This window comes from Enterobacter sp. C3_dUdeg (assembly GCF_057536195.1).
The window spans coordinates 1-15,758 of record NZ_BAAKFX010000009.1 but is presented as its reverse complement, the minus strand read 5'-3'; the positions used below and the strand labels follow the sequence as shown (position 1 = coordinate 15,758).

Genomic DNA, 15,758 nt, shown 5'->3' with positions numbered 1-15,758 from the left:
TTTTATTGGGAGAAGAAAATGGCAATAGCACTGGTCACCGGCGCCAGCCGGGGCATTGGGAAAGCCACCGCGCTGCAGCTGGCGCGCGAAGGCTACACCGTGGCGGTGAACTATCACCACAACATTAAAGCCGCGACGGACGTGATCAACCAGATCGTTGAAGCGGGCGGTAAAGCCTTTGCCGTCCGCGCGGATATAAGTGATGAAGCCCAGGTGCTGGCGATGTTTGACAGCCTCGATCGTGAAGGCGAGCCGCTTCGTGCGCTGGTCAATAATGCGGGCATTCTGTTTGAGCAATCCACTATCGAGAACCTCTCCGCTGAGCGCATTAACCGCGTCCTGGCGACCAACGTCACGGGCTACTTTCTCTGCTGCCGGGAAGCGGTAAAACGCATGTCCTTCAGGCATGGCGGCAAGGGTGGGGCGATAGTGAACGTCTCTTCCGCCGCGTCGCGCCTGGGCGCGCCGGGTGAATATGTGGATTATGCCGCGTCCAAGGGGGCGGTCGATTCGCTGACAACCGGGCTATCGCTGGAAGTGGCGGCGCAGGGCATTCGCGTCAACTGCGTGCGTCCGGGTCTGATTTATACCGATATTCATGCGTCCGGCGGAGAGCCGGGGCGAGTGGATCGCGTGAAATCCTTGCTGCCGATGCAGCGCGGCGGCCAGCCGGAAGAGGTGGCGCAGGCGATTGTCTGGCTGCTGAGCGAGAAGGCGTCGTACGTAACGGGCAGTTTTATTGAGTTGGCGGGCGGGAAGTAAACCCCTCTCCCAAAGGGGAGAGGGGATCAATCGTAGGCCGGTGCAAGCGTAGCGCCGCCCGGCGTTACGGCGTTAAAGTTTCTCGCCGTTGCTGGCAATCACTTCCTTATACCAGTTAAAGCTCTTCTTGCGGGAACGCGACATGTCGCCCGTGCCGTCGTCGTGCTTGTTCACGTAGATAAAGCCGTAGCGCTTGCTGTACTGGCCGGTGGTGAACGACACGCAGTCGATGCAGCCCCATGGCGTATAGCCCATCAGATCCACGCCGTCGTGCGTCACGGCTTTGATCATCTCTTCCACGTGGGCACGCAGGTAGTCGATGCGATAGTCGTCGTTGATGCTGCCGTCCTCTTCCACCTTATCGTAGGCGCCGAACCCGTTTTCCACGATAAACAGCGGCTTCTGATAACGTTCGTACAGTTCGCACAGGGAATAGCGCAGGCCTACCGGATCGATCTGCCAGCCCCAGTCTGACGCCTTCACGTGCGGATTCGGCACGCTGCCTTCGAAGCCGGAAATCGCATCGCCGGTCCCGCCTTCCGCTTTCACCGCGTTGGTCATGTAGTAGCTGAAACCTAAGTAGTCGCAGGTACCTTCACGCAGGATCTGCTCATCGCCTGCCTCCATTTTGATGGAGAAGCCGCGGCGCTCCCACTCGTTCAGCACGTAGGACGGGTAGTAACCACGCAGCTGGACGTCGGTAAAGACATAGCGCTCGCGCATGGATTCCTGGGCGAACATCACGTCTTCCGGTTTGCAGGAGAACGGATAGAGCGCCACCATCGCCAGCATGCAGCCAACTTTCATCTCAGGGTTGATGCGGCGCGCGGCTTTCACCGCCAGGGCGCTGGCCACAAACTGGTGGTGCAGGACCTGGTACATGGTCTCTTCCGGATTGTCATGTTCGGTATAGACCACGCCCGAGCAGCAGTAACCGAACAGCGGCGCGCGCCAGTTACGCTGGTTATTGATTTCGTTGAAGGTCATCCAGTATTTGACCTTGTTTTTGTAGCGCTCAAAAACCACTTCCGCGAAGCGCACGAAGAAATCGACCACTTTACGGTTGGTCCAGCTACCGTACTCCTGTACCAGGTGCAGCGGCATTTCGAAGTGGGAGAGGGTGATCACCGGTTCGATGTTGTATTTCAGCAGCTCGTCGAACATGTCGTCGTAGAACTTCAGCCCCTCTTCGTTTGGCTGCGTTTCGTCACCTTTCGGGAAGATGCGCGTCCAGGCGATAGAGGTGCGGAAGCACTTGAAACCCATCTCGGCAAACAGCTTGATGTCTTCTTTATAGTGGCCGTGGAAGTCGATGGCCTCGTGGTTTGGGTAGTATTTACCCGGCACTACTTCCTGGGTGATTTCGCGCGGGACGCCGTGCGCACCGCCGGTCAATACGTCACAAATGCTTGGCCCTTTGCCGCCTTTGTTCCAGCCGCCTTCAACCTGGTGAGCGGCAACCGCGCCGCCCCATAAAAAATCTTTTGGTAAGGTTAATTTTTTCATCGCTGCTCTTCTCAATAAATGGCTTATTGGCATCGAGTCTAGCAAAGCGAAATTGAATGTCACGATATAACAATTCACAGTAAATGTGATTTGTTACATCAAAAAAACAGGGTGTTTTATTCTGTAAGTTTCTTCGCCAGTTTACGTCCGAGAGACTCCAGAATATAAATGACGGGAATTTGCGTGGTGATGTCGTAGACGCCTGCAATACGCGTCTGAGGAACATGCCAGGAGAGATTAAAGTCCGCCAGTTTTGCGAGACGCGAGTGCTCGTGGCTGGTTATCGAGAGCACCTTGCAGTGATGCAGGCTGAACTGGCTGGCGAAGCGCAGGATCTCCTCGGTCTCGCCAGAGACGGAAAGCACAATCGCCAGCGCATTTTTCGCCATATCATTGGTGACCGGGAAATAAGGGTCATCAATATGGTTACTGAATTTCCCGATATTAGAAAAGAAGCGTGCGCCATATTTTGCCAGCGAACCCGATGTTCCGGCACCGACAAATATAATTCGCTCTGACGATAAAATAATATCAACCGCATTATCTAATAGCGCATCGAACTCTTCATTATTCACGCTTTTAAAAAAGCTGATAATTTCGCTGGCACCGAAATTTGCCTGCTGGGGCTCGTTCTGTTCAAGATAAAGCTTAAAGCGCACCCGAAATTCAGAATACCCTTCGCAGTTAAGCTTGCGGCAAAAGCGCAGGATGGTCGTGGTTGAGACGTCTGCCGCATCCGCCAGCTCGCGGATGGTCATGTACATCACTTTGTCACGATTTTTTATGACATAGTTGTAGACCATCATCTCCAGGTTATTGAGACTGGCAATGGCGGAATGGGAGAACATGCTCACAATGGCTACACTCACTCATCAGACTTTTCTTCAGGGAATAATAACATGCAGCCAAACGACATCACTTTTTTTCAGCGCTTTCAGGACGACATCCTGGCCGGACGTAAAACCATCACTATCCGGGATAAAAGTGAATCCCATTTCAAAACCGGCGATATCCTGCGGGTGGGGCGTTATGAGGATGATGGTTATTTTTGCACCATTGAAGTAACAGGAACGTCAACCGTTACGTTCGACACATTGACGCAAAAACATGCTGAACAGGAGAACATGACCCTGGATGAATTGAAAAGCGTGATCGCAGAGATCTACCCCAGGCAGAACCAGTTTTATGTAATTGATTTTAAATGTTTATAATTGAAATCGAAACGCACGTTCGCTGAAATTAAAGTGTAACTGTCTGATTGTAATTTAGAAATGTTATGTTTAACTTTATTTTAGCTAACAGGTGTTCACTGGAATCATTCTCAGTTAGCATAGTTATGCGATGAATAATCATCTTTTGTTTTCCCGGAGTTTTGTATGGTGAGCAGACCATTAATCGCACAGGGATATTCGCTGGCTGAGGAAGTAGCCAACAGCATCAGCCACGGCATTGGCCTGGTGTTTGGGATTGTCGGTTTAGTGTTATTGCTGGTGCAGGCGGTGGACGCCAATGCCAGCGCGATGGCCATTACCAGCTACAGCCTGTATGGCGGGAGTATGATCCTGCTGTTCCTGGCGTCGACGCTGTATCACGCGATCCCGCATCAGCGGGCCAAGATGTGGCTCAAGAAATTTGACCACTGCGCTATCTATCTTCTGATTGCAGGCACTTACACACCGTTTTTGCTGGTGGGGCTCAACTCACCGCTGTCGCGTGGCCTGATGATTGTTATCTGGAGCCTGGCACTGCTGGGGATCCTGTTTAAGCTGACCATCGCGCACCGGTTTAAGGTGCTGTCACTGGTCACCTATCTGACAATGGGCTGGCTGTCGCTGATTGTGGTGTATCAACTGGCAATCAAACTGTCGGTAGGGGGCGTGACGCTTCTGGCCTTAGGAGGCGTGGTGTACTCGCTCGGCGTGATTTTCTACGTCTGCAAGCGCATCCCGTACAACCATGCCATCTGGCACGGCTTTGTGCTGGGCGGCAGCGTATGCCACTTTTTGGCGATCTATTTGTACGTGGGGCAGGTGTAGTTTTTTCCATCGTGCGGGCGGTTGCCCTCACCCCGGCCCTCTCCCACAGGGAGAGGGAGGGCACCTGGATACGATTACTCTTCTAACGAATATGGCAACGGCTCGATGCTCAGCGTGTTCGCATCGTCACGCACGCGGAACACGCTGTCGGCTTCCATGTCGTTGTTCATGACGGCCTGTACCAAAAGACGTCCATCATCGAGCTGTACGGCGGCTAACACGGTGCCGGTGCGGCGCCAGTTATCACCCATCTTCAGCTCTAAGTCTTCACCCGCTTCAGGTACACGGCTGGCATGGCCCGCCAGCGTCCACAGCGCTCGTTTGTTAGCTCCGCGGAATTTTGCACGCGCCACCATCTCCTGGCCGGTATAACAGCCCTTTTTAAAGCTGATACCCCCCAGCGCCTGCAGGTTCGTTGCCTGAGGAATGAACTGCGCGCTGTTTGCGGCGTCAATCACCGGCAGACCCGCTTCGATATTCAGCGCCAGCCACTGCTGACTGTTGTTGAGCTGCGCTTCGCCGCGCAGCGCTTCTGTCACGCGTTCGGCCGTTGCCGCATCCGTGACTAACAGGAAACGCTCCGCAGGGTGTTCAAACCACAGGATGGAGGTCGCGCCTTCGCTGACCACCTGCTTTTCTGCATCCGGCAGTTCGCTGAAGAGATTTTTCAGCGCCGCACGCGCCTGAAAACCGGCCACTCCCAGCAGGACATGTTCGTCGTCCGGGGCGATAGTGACTTTGGAGAAGACCGCGTACTTCTTCAGCTCTTTGAGCTGGGCCTCTTGCAGGCTGCGGCGCTCAATAAAGGCAAAGCCGTCCTGACGGCGGAAGAGTCGCAGGTTGCTCCACATTTTGCCTTTTGGATCGCAATGCGCTGCCAGCAGGTGCTGGTGTTCGGTCATCTGGCTGACGTCGGCGGTCACCTGGCCCTGCAGATATTTTTCGGCGTCGGCACCGGTGAGCGTTGCCAGCGCCCAGTCATCAAGAGAAATAAGCGTCAGCGGCAGACGCGCAGAGGCGGCGGGCTGGCGAGGAGAAAATGGTGTAAATGCCATAACGATATCCTGAATTGCTTAACGCTTTGATAATGCCTAATGGTAAAAGAGCCTGCAGGCAATGCAAGCGCTTTCAACAGACCATTTGTGCCCTAAACCAGTTATGCGTAGCGCTACGCAAAATAATGTAATCCGCTGTCTTTGTAGGGATTATTCTGGAAGCCTGCTCGGCGATCGCAATATTCCAGTAATGAAACGGTCAAAAACACGTTACACTAGCTGGTGTCCCCGTAGAGAAATAAAGAACACTGAACGGGGTCCCGACTGTGCCAAACGTAATGCAGGAAACTGAACATGGATATTAACAACAAGGCCCGTATTCACTGGGCGTGCCGTCGCGGCATGCGTGAACTTGATATTTCCATCATGCCTTTCTTCGAATATGAGTATGACAGCTTAAGCGATGATGATAAGCGTCTGTTTGTTCGCCTGCTTGAGTCTGACGATCCGGATTTATTCAACTGGCTGATGAACCACGGCAAACCCGCCGACACCGAGTTGCAACGGATGGTGCAATTAATTCAAACACGGAATCGGGAACGTGGTCCTGTGGCAATCTGATCTTCGCGTCTCGTGGCGCTCGCAGTGGATGTCTTTATTGCTCCACGGCCTGGTCGCGGCCTTTGTTTTACTGATGCCGTGGCCGCTGAGCTATACGCCGCTGTGGCTGCTGTTACTGTCGTTTGTCGTTTTTGACAGCGTACGCAGCCAGCGTCGCATTAATGCCCGTCAGGGAGAGATTAAATTACTGATGGATTCCCGCCTGCGCTGGCAGGGTAAAGAGTGGGATATTCTCGGTATGCCCTGGATGCTCAACTGCGGCATGATGTTACGGTTACGCAAGGTGGACGGCGGGCGTTGCCAGCATCTGTGGCTGGCGGCTGACAGTATGGATGCTGCCGAGTGGCGAGACCTGCGCCGGATGCTGTTGCAACAGACGACGCAGGGGTAATGCGCGTTAGCTAAACTTTTCAGCCATTTCGCCCAGAATCTGCTCGCACCAGCTTTGCAGGCGCTCATCGCTGAGATCGTACTGGTTGGTTTCATCCAGCGCGAGTCCAACAAACAGTTCGCCGTCGGCAATAATCGGTTTTTTACTGGTGAACTCGTAACCTTCGGTTGGCCAGTAGCCGATAAACGACACTCCTTTCGGCGCCAACTTGTCATGCAGCATGCCGAGCGCGTCCAGGAACCATTCCCCGTAGCCCAGCTGATCCCCCATGCCGTACATGGCAATGATTTTGCCGTCGAGATTGAGTGAATCGAGTTGATCCCAGATGGCTTCCCAGTCTTCCTGTATCTCACCAAAATCCCAGGTTGGGATGCCAAGAATCAGTACATCGTACTGTTCCATCAGCGCGACCGCGTCATCTTTCAGGTTATGCAACGTCACCAGTTCCGGGCCAATGATGTCGCGAATTTTCTCTGCCGCCATTTCGGTGTAGCAGGTGCTGGAACCATAGAACAGACCAATATTCATCGCGTAACTATCTCAATACTTGCTTTGACTTTGCGCGTAGTGTACCAGAAACCGGTCGCAATCAGGCATAATGGCCTGACTGCAAAATCAAAGGGGCTGATGTGGAAAAGGATCTCGCACTGATCGAACAGTTTCTCGACGCGCTGTGGCTGGAGAAAAATCTTGCCGAGAATACCCTCAGCGCCTACCGTCGCGATCTCACCATGCTGGTGGAGTGGCTTGCGCACCGGGGGTTATCCCTTGCGAGCGCGCAGCGTGACGACCTGCAGGCGCTGCTTGGGGAACGTATCGCAGGGGGCTACAAAGCCACCAGTTCCGCGCGTTTGCTTAGCGCCATGCGTCGGCTGTTCCAGCACCTCTACCGTGAGAAGATCCGCGAAGACGATCCCAGCGCGCTGCTGGCATCTCCTAAGCTCCCGCAGCGGCTGCCGAAAGATCTCAGCGAAGCACAAGTTGAGAGATTATTACAGTCACCGGCTGTTGACCTGCCGCTGGAGTTACGCGATAAAGCCATGCTTGAGCTATTGTATGCTACCGGCTTGCGCGTTTCGGAACTGGTTGGCCTGACGATGAGCGACATCAGCCTGCGTCAGGGCGTGGTGCGCGTCATTGGTAAAGGCAACAAGGAAAGGCTGGTTCCGCTGGGTGAAGAGGCGGTTTACTGGCTGGAAACTTACCTGGAGCATGGTCGTCCGTGGCTGCTCAATGGTACGTCTATCGACGTCCTGTTTCCGAGCCAGCGCGCCCAGCAGATGACGCGGCAAACGTTCTGGCATCGCATCAAGCATTACGCCACACTGGCGGGTATCGATAGTGAAAAGCTTTCGCCGCACGTATTGCGTCACGCCTTCGCGACGCATCTGTTAAACCACGGCGCTGATTTACGCGTGGTGCAGATGCTGCTGGGCCACAGCGATCTTTCCACGACGCAAATTTACACCCATGTCGCGACGGAACGCCTGCGGCAGCTACACCAACAGCACCACCCTCGTGCGTGAGTGCCGACGAATTGTAACAGGATCACATATGAAAAAGACTTTCGCGCTGTTCACCCTGCTGGCAGCTTCATTTACCGGTTTCGCCCATGCGGACGACGCCGCCATCAAACAGTCACTGGCTAAGCTTGGCGTCACCGGTAGCGATATTCAGCCTGCACCGGTTGCCGGCATGAAAACGGTACTCACCAACAGCGGCGTGCTGTACGTCACCGAAGACGGCAAACACATTATTCAGGGGCCAATGTACGACGTGAGCGGCGCGCAGCCGGTAAACGTCACCAACCAGCTGCTGATGAAAAACCTGAACGCGCTCGAAAAAGAGATGATCGTCTATAAAGCGGCGCAGGAAAAACACGTCATTACCGTCTTCACCGACATCACCTGCGGCTACTGCCACAAGCTGCATGAAGAGATGAAAGACTATAACGCGCTGGGCATTACTGTGCGTTACCTGGCCTTCCCGCGCGCGGGCGTGCAGAGCCAGCCAGAGCAGGACATGAAGGCTATCTGGTGTGCGAAAGACCGCAACAAAGCGTTCGACGACGCGATGAACGGCAAAGGCGTTAAGCCGGCCTCCTGCGACATTGATATCGCTAACCACTATGCGCTCGGCGTGCAGTTTGGCGTGAGCGGTACGCCAGCGATTGTCCTGAGCAACGGCTATGTTGTTCCGGGCTATCAGGGACCAAAAGAGATGAAAGAGTTCCTCGACGCGCACCAGAAACAGTTTGGTGGTAAATAATCCGCGTGAAAGCCCCGATAAAATTGCGCCGCCGCGAGGCGGTTGAACCCGTTGATTTACCGGACGATCTCCCGGCGCTGCTTAAGCGTCTCTACGCCAGCCGCGGCGTGCGTCGCGCTGAGGATCTTGAACGCAGCGTGAAAGGGATGCTGCCCTGGCAGCAGCTGAGCGGTATCGAAAAAGCCACCGAAATACTCTACAACGCGCTTCGAGAGGGAACGCGGATTGTGGTGGTGGGCGATTTCGACGCCGACGGCGCAACCAGCACCGCGCTGAGCGTGCTCAGCCTGCGCGCGCTGGGCTGCGATAACGTCACGTATCTGGTACCGAACCGTTTTGAAGACGGCTATGGCCTCAGCCCGGAAGTGGTCGATCAGGCCCACGCCCGTGGTGCACAGATGATCATGACCGTCGATAACGGGATCTCCTCCCATGCGGGCGTCGATCATGCTCACGCGTTGGGGATCCCGGTGCTGGTCACCGATCACCACCTGCCGGGCGAAACGCTGCCCGATGCGGAAGCGATTATTAACCCCAACCTGCGCGACTGCGATTTCCCGTCGAAATCCCTCGCAGGCGTGGGCGTAGCGTTTTATCTGATGCTGGCGTTACGGACCCTGCTGCGCGATAAGGGCTGGTTCGACTCTCGCGGTATTGCCGTACCGAACCTGGCCGAATATCTCGATCTGGTGGCGCTGGGCACCGTCGCGGACGTGGTACCGCTCGATACCAATAACCGCATTTTGACCTGGCAGGGCCTAAGCCGTATCCGGGCAGGCAAGTGCCGTCCGGGGATCAAGGCGCTGCTGGAGATTGCCAACCGCGATCCGCTCAAGCTGGCGGCCAGCGATTTGGGTTTTGCCCTCGGGCCGCGTCTGAACGCAGCCGGAAGGCTGGACGATATGTCCGTCGGCGTGGCGCTGCTGCTGTGCGACAACATCGGTGAAGCGCGCGTGCTGGCCAACGAGCTGGACGCGCTGAACCAGACACGCAAAGAGATTGAGCAGGGGATGCAGGCCGAAGCGCTGACCCTATGCGAAAAGCTTGAACGCAGCGGCGATACGCTGCCGGGCGGCCTGGCGATGTACCATCCTGAGTGGCACCAGGGCGTGGTCGGCATTCTGGCGTCGCGCATTAAAGAGCGTTTCCACCGCCCGGTGATCGCGTTCGCCCCCGCAGGCGACGGCACGCTGAAAGGCTCAGGCCGTTCGATTCAGGGTTTGCACATGCGCGATGCGCTGGAGCGTCTCGATACGCTGTATCCGGGTCTGATGATCAAGTTTGGCGGCCATGCGATGGCGGCGGGCCTGTCGCTGGAAGAGGCGAAGTTCGACGAGTTTCAGCGGCTGTTTGGTGAACTGGTCACCGACTGGATTGATCCGGCCCTGTTGCAGGGGGAAGTGGTGTCCGATGGCGAGCTTTCACCGCTTGAGATGACGATGGACGTGGCGCAAATGCTCCGCGATGCCGGTCCGTGGGGGCAGATGTTCCCGGAACCGCTGTTCGACGGGCGTTTCCGCCTGCTGCAGCAGCGTATTGTCGGCGAACGTCATCTGAAAGTGATGGTCGAGCCCGTGGGCGGTGGTCCGCTGCTGGACGGCATCGCCTTCAACGTTGACACGGCGGTATGGCCGGACAACGGCGTGCGCGAGGTTGAGCTGGCGTACAAACTGGACATCAACGAGTTTCGCGGTAACCGCACCCTGCAGATCATCATCGACAATATCTGGCCAATTTAGCGGCAGTAATCTCTATAAAAAAGGGCGTGGATTCGGTACAATCCCGCTCTTATCACCGCATTTTGACAAGTCCATAAAAGAAAACAGACCATGTTTGAAATTAATCCGGTAAAAAACCGTATTCAGGACCTCACGGAGCGCTCTGACGTTCTTAGGGGGTATCTTTGACTACGATGCCAAGAAAGAGCGTCTTGAAGAAGTAAACGCCGAGCTGGAACAGCCGGACGTGTGGAACGAACCTGAACGCGCACAGGCGCTGGGTAAAGAGCGTTCCTCTCTCGAAGCTATCGTAGATACGCTGGATCAAATGGCTCAGGGGCTGGAAGATGTTTCCGGTTTGCTGGAGCTGGCCGTCGAAGCCGACGACGAAGAAACCTTTAACGAAGCCGTGGCAGAACTCGACGTGCTGGAAGAGAAGCTGGCGCAGCTTGAGTTCCGCCGTATGTTCTCCGGCGAATACGACAGCGCTGACTGCTATCTCGATATTCAGGCGGGTTCTGGCGGCACCGAAGCGCAGGACTGGGCCAGCATGCTGACGCGTATGTACCTGCGTTGGGCAGAAGCGCGCGGCTTCAAAACCGAAATTATCGAAGAGTCTGAAGGTGAAGTTGCGGGTCTGAAATCCGTCACCATCAAGATCATTGGCGATTACGCCTACGGCTGGCTGCGTACCGAAACCGGCGTTCACCGCCTGGTGCGTAAGAGCCCGTTCGACTCCGGTGGCCGCCGTCATACCTCCTTCAGCTCCGCGTTTGTTTACCCGGAAGTTGATGAAGATATTGATATCGAAATTAACCCGGCGGACCTGCGTATCGACGTTTATCGCGCATCCGGCGCGGGTGGTCAGCACGTTAACCGTACGGAATCGGCGGTGCGTATTACCCACATTCCTACCGGGCTGGTAACACAGTGCCAGAACGACCGTTCCCAGCATAAGAACAAAGACCAGGCCATGAAGCAGATGAAAGCGAAGCTTTATGAGCTGGAGATGCAGAAGAAAAATGCTGAGAAACAGGCGATGGAAGACAACAAGTCCGACATCGGTTGGGGCAGCCAGATCCGTTCTTACGTCCTTGATGACTCCCGCATCAAAGACCTGCGTACCGGGGTTGAAACCCGCAACACGCAGGCGGTGCTGGACGGCAGCCTGGACCAATTTATCGAAGCAAGTTTGAAAGCAGGGTTATGAGGAACCAACATGTCTGAACAACAAGCACAGGGCGCTGACGCGGTAGTCGATCTTAACAACGAACTGAAAACCCGCCGCGAGAAGCTGGCAGCGCTGCGCGAGCAGGGCGTGCCGTTCCCGAACGATTTTCGTCGTGACCATACCTCAGACCAACTGCACGCTGACTTCGACGCTAAAGAGAACGAAGAGCTGGAAGCGCTGAACGTTGAAGTGGCCGTTGCAGGCCGCATGATGACCCGTCGTATCATGGGTAAAGCCTCCTTCGTGACCTTGCAGGACGTTGGTGGCCGTATTCAGCTGTACGTTTCCCGTGACGACCTGCCGGAAGGCATCTACAACGAGCAGTTCAAGAAGTGGGACCTGGGCGATATCCTGGGCGCGAAAGGTAAACTGTTCAAAACCAAAACCGGTGAACTGTCTATCCACTGCACCGAGCTGCGTCTGCTGACCAAAGCCCTGCGCCCGCTGCCGGACAAATTCCACGGCCTGCAGGATCAGGAAGCGCGCTATCGTCAGCGCTACCTGGATCTCATCTCTAACGATGAATCCCGTAAGACCTTCAAAATTCGCTCTCAGATCATGGCCGGTATCCGCCAGTTCATGGTCAACCGCGACTTTATGGAAGTGGAAACCCCAATGATGCAGGTGATCCCTGGCGGCGCGTCTGCGCGTCCGTTCATCACCCATCACAACGCCCTGGACCTGGACATGTACCTGCGTATCGCGCCGGAACTGTACCTGAAGCGTCTGGTGGTCGGTGGTTTCGACCGCGTGTTCGAAATCAACCGTAACTTCCGTAACGAAGGTATCTCCGTTCGTCATAACCCAGAGTTCACCATGATGGAACTCTATATGGCGTATGCGGATTACAAAGATCTGATCGAGCTGACCGAATCCCTGTTCCGCACCCTGGCGCAGGACATTCTGGGCACCACGCAGGTTCCTTACGGTGAAGAAGTCTTCGACTTCGGCAAGCCGTTCGAAAAACTGACCATGCGCGAAGCGATCAAGAAATACCGTCCGGAAACCAATATGGCGGACCTGGATAACTTCGATTCTGCGAAAGCGATCGCGGAAAGCATCGGTATCAAGGTTGAGAAGAGCTGGGGTCTGGGCCGTATCGTGACCGAGATCTTCGAAGAAGTGGCCGAAGCGCACCTGATTCAGCCGACCTTCATCACCGAATACCCGGCTGAAGTCTCTCCGCTGGCGCGTCGTAATGACGAGAACCCGGAAATCACCGATCGCTTCGAATTCTTCATCGGCGGCCGTGAAATCGGCAACGGCTTTAGCGAGCTGAACGATGCGGAAGACCAGGCTCAGCGCTTCCAGGATCAGGTTGACGCGAAAGCGGCAGGCGACGACGAAGCGATGTTCTTCGACGAAGACTACGTGACCGCACTGGAGCACGGTCTGCCACCAACGGCGGGCCTTGGGATTGGTATCGACCGTATGGTCATGCTGTTCACCAACAGCCACACCATCCGCGACGTGATCCTGTTCCCGGCGATGCGCCCGGTGAAATAAGGCGTTAAGATGTAAAAAAAGCCCCGAAAGGGGCTTTTTTATTGCGCCGCGAAGGCTTTGAGTTTTTCGCGGGCGGTTGTCGCTTCCATGACCATCCACGGGCTAAAGGCCCAGGGCGTCGCGTCCAGCGCGCGGAATAACGCGCCCAGCTCCACCCACTGATAGTCCATCACTTCATCTTCGTTTATCGTCACGTCATTGGTGATGCGGGCCGCGAATACCGGGCAAATTTCGTTTTCCACAATCCCCGACGGGTCGGTTTCCCTATAGCGAAATTCAGGGGCGACGGCGGTGATATCGGTCAGCTCAGCGCCCACTTCAAAGCGGCAGCGGCGGATTATCGCCTGTATCGTCTCTTCGCCGGACTGCGGGTGGCCGCAGACGGAGTTGGTCCAGACGCCGGGCCAGGCTTTTTTGGTTAAGGCGCGCCGGGTGATCAGACATTCGCCGTTTGCGTTAAAAAGCCAGGAAGAGAAAGCCAGATGCAGCGGGGTATGTAAGGTGTGCGCGGCATATTTTTCCTGAGTGCCAATCACCATTCCCTGGTCGTTTACCAAAATAACGTGTTCTTGAATACTCATTGATGCTCCAGTGCCAAAATGCCGAGTGGTTCAGCACCATCAGCCGGGACATTATACTGCATTCTTATACGAACGGTTTGGCGCGTAGAGCGGAAAAGGGCATGACCCATATTCGTTTTGGCTGTTATCATAGTGCGCCATTCACGCTGACCGAGGATCTGTTTTGTTTGCAGGAAGCCTGACGAGAAATCCCATCACCGCCATTTTTTGCCTGACGCTGACGCTATTGCTGGCGGGCTGTTCAGGGAGCAAATCTTCGGATATGGGCAGCTATTCCGGTTCGGTCTATACCGTTAAGCGCGGGGATACGCTGTACCGGATTTCGCGCGCAACGGGGACCAGCGTGAAGGATCTGGCGCGGCTGAATAACCTCTCTCCGCCCTACACCATCGAGGTGGGGCAGCAGTTGAAGGTTAGCGGCGGCTCGTCCTCGGGCAAAAAATCCTCTTCGAAAGGCAAAACCGCCAAAGTGACGCCGTCCTATCAGGTGCCGCAATCATCATGGCCGCCGGTTGGACAGCGCTGCTGGATTTGGCCTGCCAGCGGTAAAGTGGTCGCCCCTTACTCACTTTCTGAAGGTGGCAACAAGGGTATTGATATCGCCGCTGCGCGCGGTACGCCGGTTTATGCCTCCGGGGCAGGGAAGGTGGTGTACGTGGGTAACCAGCTGCGCGGCTACGGTAACCTGATCATGATTAAGCATGGCGAAGACTACATCACGGCCTATGCGCACAACGACACGATGCTGGTCAACAACGGGCAGAACGTCAAAGCCGGGCAGAAGATTGCCACCATGGGCAGCACCGGCACGGACGCGGTGAAGCTGCACTTCCAGATTCGCTATAAGGCGACTGCCATCGACCCGCAGCGTTATCTGCCTGCGCCCGGCAGCAAACCGAAGTGCTAAGTGATTATTTTATCGCCGGTTAGTTGTTAAGAGGCTTGTATGAAGGTGCGTAAGGTCTATAATGCCATACGCACCTCAAAGCGGGCGTAGTTCAATGGTAGAACGAGAGCTTCCCAAGCTCTATACGAGGGTTCGATTCCCTTCGCCCGCTCCAGCTTTTCCTGATGTTATCTTCCTTTGCCTGTTTTTATCCTGTCCACGCTTTCCCATACAGATATCGTCATGCTGTTGATTGATAACTTCAAAGACGTTATCGCGCGAGCCCCGATATTCAGCACTGAAATATCAGACTCCATCAGAGTTTGCAGCACGATGAGTGTAACGGGTAATTTAATCAGCACTACTCGCTGACGTTTACATCTCATTATTGGGAAGGTTAGTTAATATTTTGTGAAAGAAGGAACCATGATCGAATAATAAAGCTTTCAGAAACTACACTCTTCTTTATCACGGATTTTTATTTTTTTAGACTTAACGCAAATATTACTACTAATTATAGTAGCCCTCTTTTTGAGACTATTCTCTATTGCGTCGGAGCTGGCATAATTAAGAAAACCAAAAAATATTATCCTTTTATATGCGCTATTACAGCAAAGCCGTCTTTTTTTGCTCGTTATTTTTTTGCTCTCTGAGCCATGCAGCCCCCCTTACTCCTGCTGACCGGGACACCGTGCGTCAGCAGCAGGAGGAACTGTTATTAAAGAACCAGCAACAGCGTGAAGAGCTGGAGCGGAGTATTCCTCGCCCGGCGCCTGCCAGAACTCTGCCTGCAGCCGGCACCGGGCCCTGCTTCACCATTGATACCATTACCCTTTCCGGCACGACCCTCATTTCCCCGAAAACGCGGCAGACCCTGGTTGCGCCGTGGCAGGGCCGGTGTCTGGATATGGCGAAAATAACGGAGCTTCTCGCCCGTATTTCTGACTGGTATATCAGCCGGGGATATATCACCAGCCGCGCCTTTCTTACCGAGCAGGATCTCTCCGGCGGTCAGCTGAATATTGTGGTGCTGGAAGGGCGGCTGGAAGCGATCCGTCTGGAAGGTGAAACGCCGCGCATGCTGAAAATGGCGTTTCCGGGACGGGTGGGTGGCATCCTTAATTTACGCGACATCGAACAGGGGATGGAGCAAATTAACCGTTTGCGCGCCGAGCCGGTGCAGATTGAAATTCTGCCGGGAACGCAGGCCGGATATTCCATCGTTAATCTCACGGGCAAGCCGGAATTTCCGTTAAG

The 15,758-nt window shown here is 55.0% G+C and carries 17 protein-coding genes and 1 tRNA gene; 13 read left to right on the top strand and 5 right to left on the bottom strand.

What is annotated here, in order from left to right:
• Positions 1-18 precede the first annotated feature (18 nt).
• Positions 19-762 carry an SDR family oxidoreductase gene (locus tag AC27FC_RS17555; protein ID WP_032660097.1) on the top strand — a complete coding sequence of 248 codons (744 nt, stop codon included), beginning with the start codon at positions 19-21 and terminating at the stop codon, positions 760-762.
• Positions 763-834: 72 nt separating this feature from the next.
• Here the strand turns inward: AC27FC_RS17555 and bglA are convergent, their stop codons facing one another.
• Positions 835-2,268 (bottom strand): 6-phospho-beta-glucosidase BglA, encoded by a 1,434-nt coding sequence (bglA, locus tag AC27FC_RS17550; RefSeq protein WP_033146593.1) that lies wholly within the window; start codon positions 2,266-2,268, stop codon positions 835-837.
• A gap of 116 nt (positions 2,269-2,384) precedes the next feature.
• Positions 2,385-3,116: a MurR/RpiR family transcriptional regulator gene (locus tag AC27FC_RS17545; protein WP_029739204.1), complete on the bottom strand. Its 732-nt coding sequence runs from the start codon at positions 3,114-3,116 to the stop codon at positions 2,385-2,387.
• A 51-nt stretch (positions 3,117-3,167) separates the two neighbouring features.
• Here AC27FC_RS17545 and yqfB point away from each other — a divergent pair, with 51 nt between their 5' ends.
• A complete protein-coding gene (gene yqfB / locus AC27FC_RS17540; protein ID WP_047060448.1) occupies positions 3,168-3,479 on the top strand; it encodes a N(4)-acetylcytidine aminohydrolase in 312 nt (103 codons plus the stop codon).
• 165 nt (positions 3,480-3,644) lie between these two features.
• The gene (gene trhA / locus AC27FC_RS17535) at positions 3,645-4,304 is read left to right on the top strand and encodes a PAQR family membrane homeostasis protein TrhA (RefSeq protein ID WP_033146591.1); all 660 of its coding nucleotides are present in this window, start codon (positions 3,645-3,647) and stop codon (positions 4,302-4,304) included.
• A gap of 74 nt (positions 4,305-4,378) precedes the next feature.
• On the opposite strand, the gene ygfZ is transcribed toward trhA, so the two are convergent.
• Positions 4,379-5,359 carry a tRNA-modifying protein YgfZ gene (gene ygfZ / locus AC27FC_RS17530; RefSeq protein WP_029739202.1) on the bottom strand — a complete coding sequence of 327 codons (981 nt, stop codon included), beginning with the start codon at positions 5,357-5,359 and terminating at the stop codon, positions 4,379-4,381.
• Between the two features lie 294 nt (positions 5,360-5,653).
• Between ygfZ and sdhE the strand changes: the two genes are divergently transcribed.
• Both sdhE and AC27FC_RS17520 read left to right on the top strand, forming a co-directional pair.
• A complete protein-coding gene (sdhE, locus tag AC27FC_RS17525) occupies positions 5,654-5,920 on the top strand; it encodes an FAD assembly factor SdhE (RefSeq protein ID WP_010435322.1) in 267 nt (88 codons plus the stop codon).
• Entirely contained in the window at positions 5,901-6,311 is a 411-nt protein-coding gene (locus AC27FC_RS17520; protein WP_021242050.1) for a protein YgfX, read from the top strand. Before sdhE ends, AC27FC_RS17520 begins: the two co-directional genes overlap by 20 nt.
• Before the next feature lie 6 nt (positions 6,312-6,317).
• Here AC27FC_RS17520 and fldB read toward each other — a convergent pair whose 3' ends face one another.
• The gene (gene fldB / locus AC27FC_RS17515; protein WP_064673272.1) at positions 6,318-6,839 is read right to left on the bottom strand and encodes a flavodoxin FldB; all 522 of its coding nucleotides are present in this window, start codon (positions 6,837-6,839) and stop codon (positions 6,318-6,320) included.
• A gap of 101 nt (positions 6,840-6,940) precedes the next feature.
• Between fldB and xerD the strand changes: the two genes are divergently transcribed.
• The 5 genes from xerD (at position 6,941) to lysS (ending at position 13,034) form a co-directional block, all read left to right on the top strand.
• Complete coding sequence (gene xerD / locus AC27FC_RS17510; RefSeq protein ID WP_023309098.1) at positions 6,941-7,837, top strand: site-specific tyrosine recombinase XerD; 897 nt, start codon at positions 6,941-6,943, stop codon at positions 7,835-7,837.
• Between the two features lie 28 nt (positions 7,838-7,865).
• Positions 7,866-8,579 (top strand): bifunctional protein-disulfide isomerase/oxidoreductase DsbC, encoded by a 714-nt coding sequence (gene dsbC, locus AC27FC_RS17505; RefSeq protein WP_023309097.1) that lies wholly within the window; start codon positions 7,866-7,868, stop codon positions 8,577-8,579.
• Between the two features lie 5 nt (positions 8,580-8,584).
• Positions 8,585-10,318: a single-stranded-DNA-specific exonuclease RecJ gene (gene recJ / locus AC27FC_RS17500; protein WP_487160250.1), complete on the top strand. Its 1,734-nt coding sequence runs from the start codon at positions 8,585-8,587 to the stop codon at positions 10,316-10,318.
• Positions 10,319-10,408: 90 nt separating this feature from the next.
• Positions 10,409-11,507 (top strand): peptide chain release factor 2 gene (gene prfB, locus AC27FC_RS17495; protein WP_096151315.1). Its coding sequence is split into 2 segments (ribosomal slippage): positions 10,409-10,483 and positions 10,485-11,507, totalling 1,098 coding nucleotides; the frame shifts between segments, so codons are not numbered across the junction.
• A 9-nt stretch (positions 11,508-11,516) separates the two neighbouring features.
• Positions 11,517-13,034, top strand: a complete 1,518-nt coding sequence (gene lysS / locus AC27FC_RS17490) for a lysine--tRNA ligase (RefSeq protein ID WP_023309094.1) — start codon at positions 11,517-11,519, stop codon at positions 13,032-13,034.
• Between the two features lie 38 nt (positions 13,035-13,072).
• On the opposite strand, the gene idi is transcribed toward lysS, so the two are convergent.
• Positions 13,073-13,615 (bottom strand): isopentenyl-diphosphate Delta-isomerase, encoded by a 543-nt coding sequence (idi, locus tag AC27FC_RS17485; protein WP_094935378.1) that lies wholly within the window; start codon positions 13,613-13,615, stop codon positions 13,073-13,075.
• 163 nt (positions 13,616-13,778) lie between these two features.
• Here idi and actS point away from each other — a divergent pair, with 163 nt between their 5' ends.
• The 3 genes from actS to AC27FC_RS17470 form a co-directional block, all read left to right on the top strand.
• Complete coding sequence (gene actS / locus AC27FC_RS17480; RefSeq protein ID WP_039262983.1) at positions 13,779-14,522, top strand: amidase activator ActS; 744 nt, start codon at positions 13,779-13,781, stop codon at positions 14,520-14,522.
• Between the two features lie 80 nt (positions 14,523-14,602).
• Positions 14,603-14,676: transfer RNA gene (locus AC27FC_RS17475), tRNA-Gly, on the top strand.
• Positions 14,677-15,099: 423 nt separating this feature from the next.
• Positions 15,100-15,758 (top strand): POTRA domain-containing protein (locus AC27FC_RS17470; protein WP_422717737.1); only part of this gene is annotated, 659 nt, incomplete at its 3' end.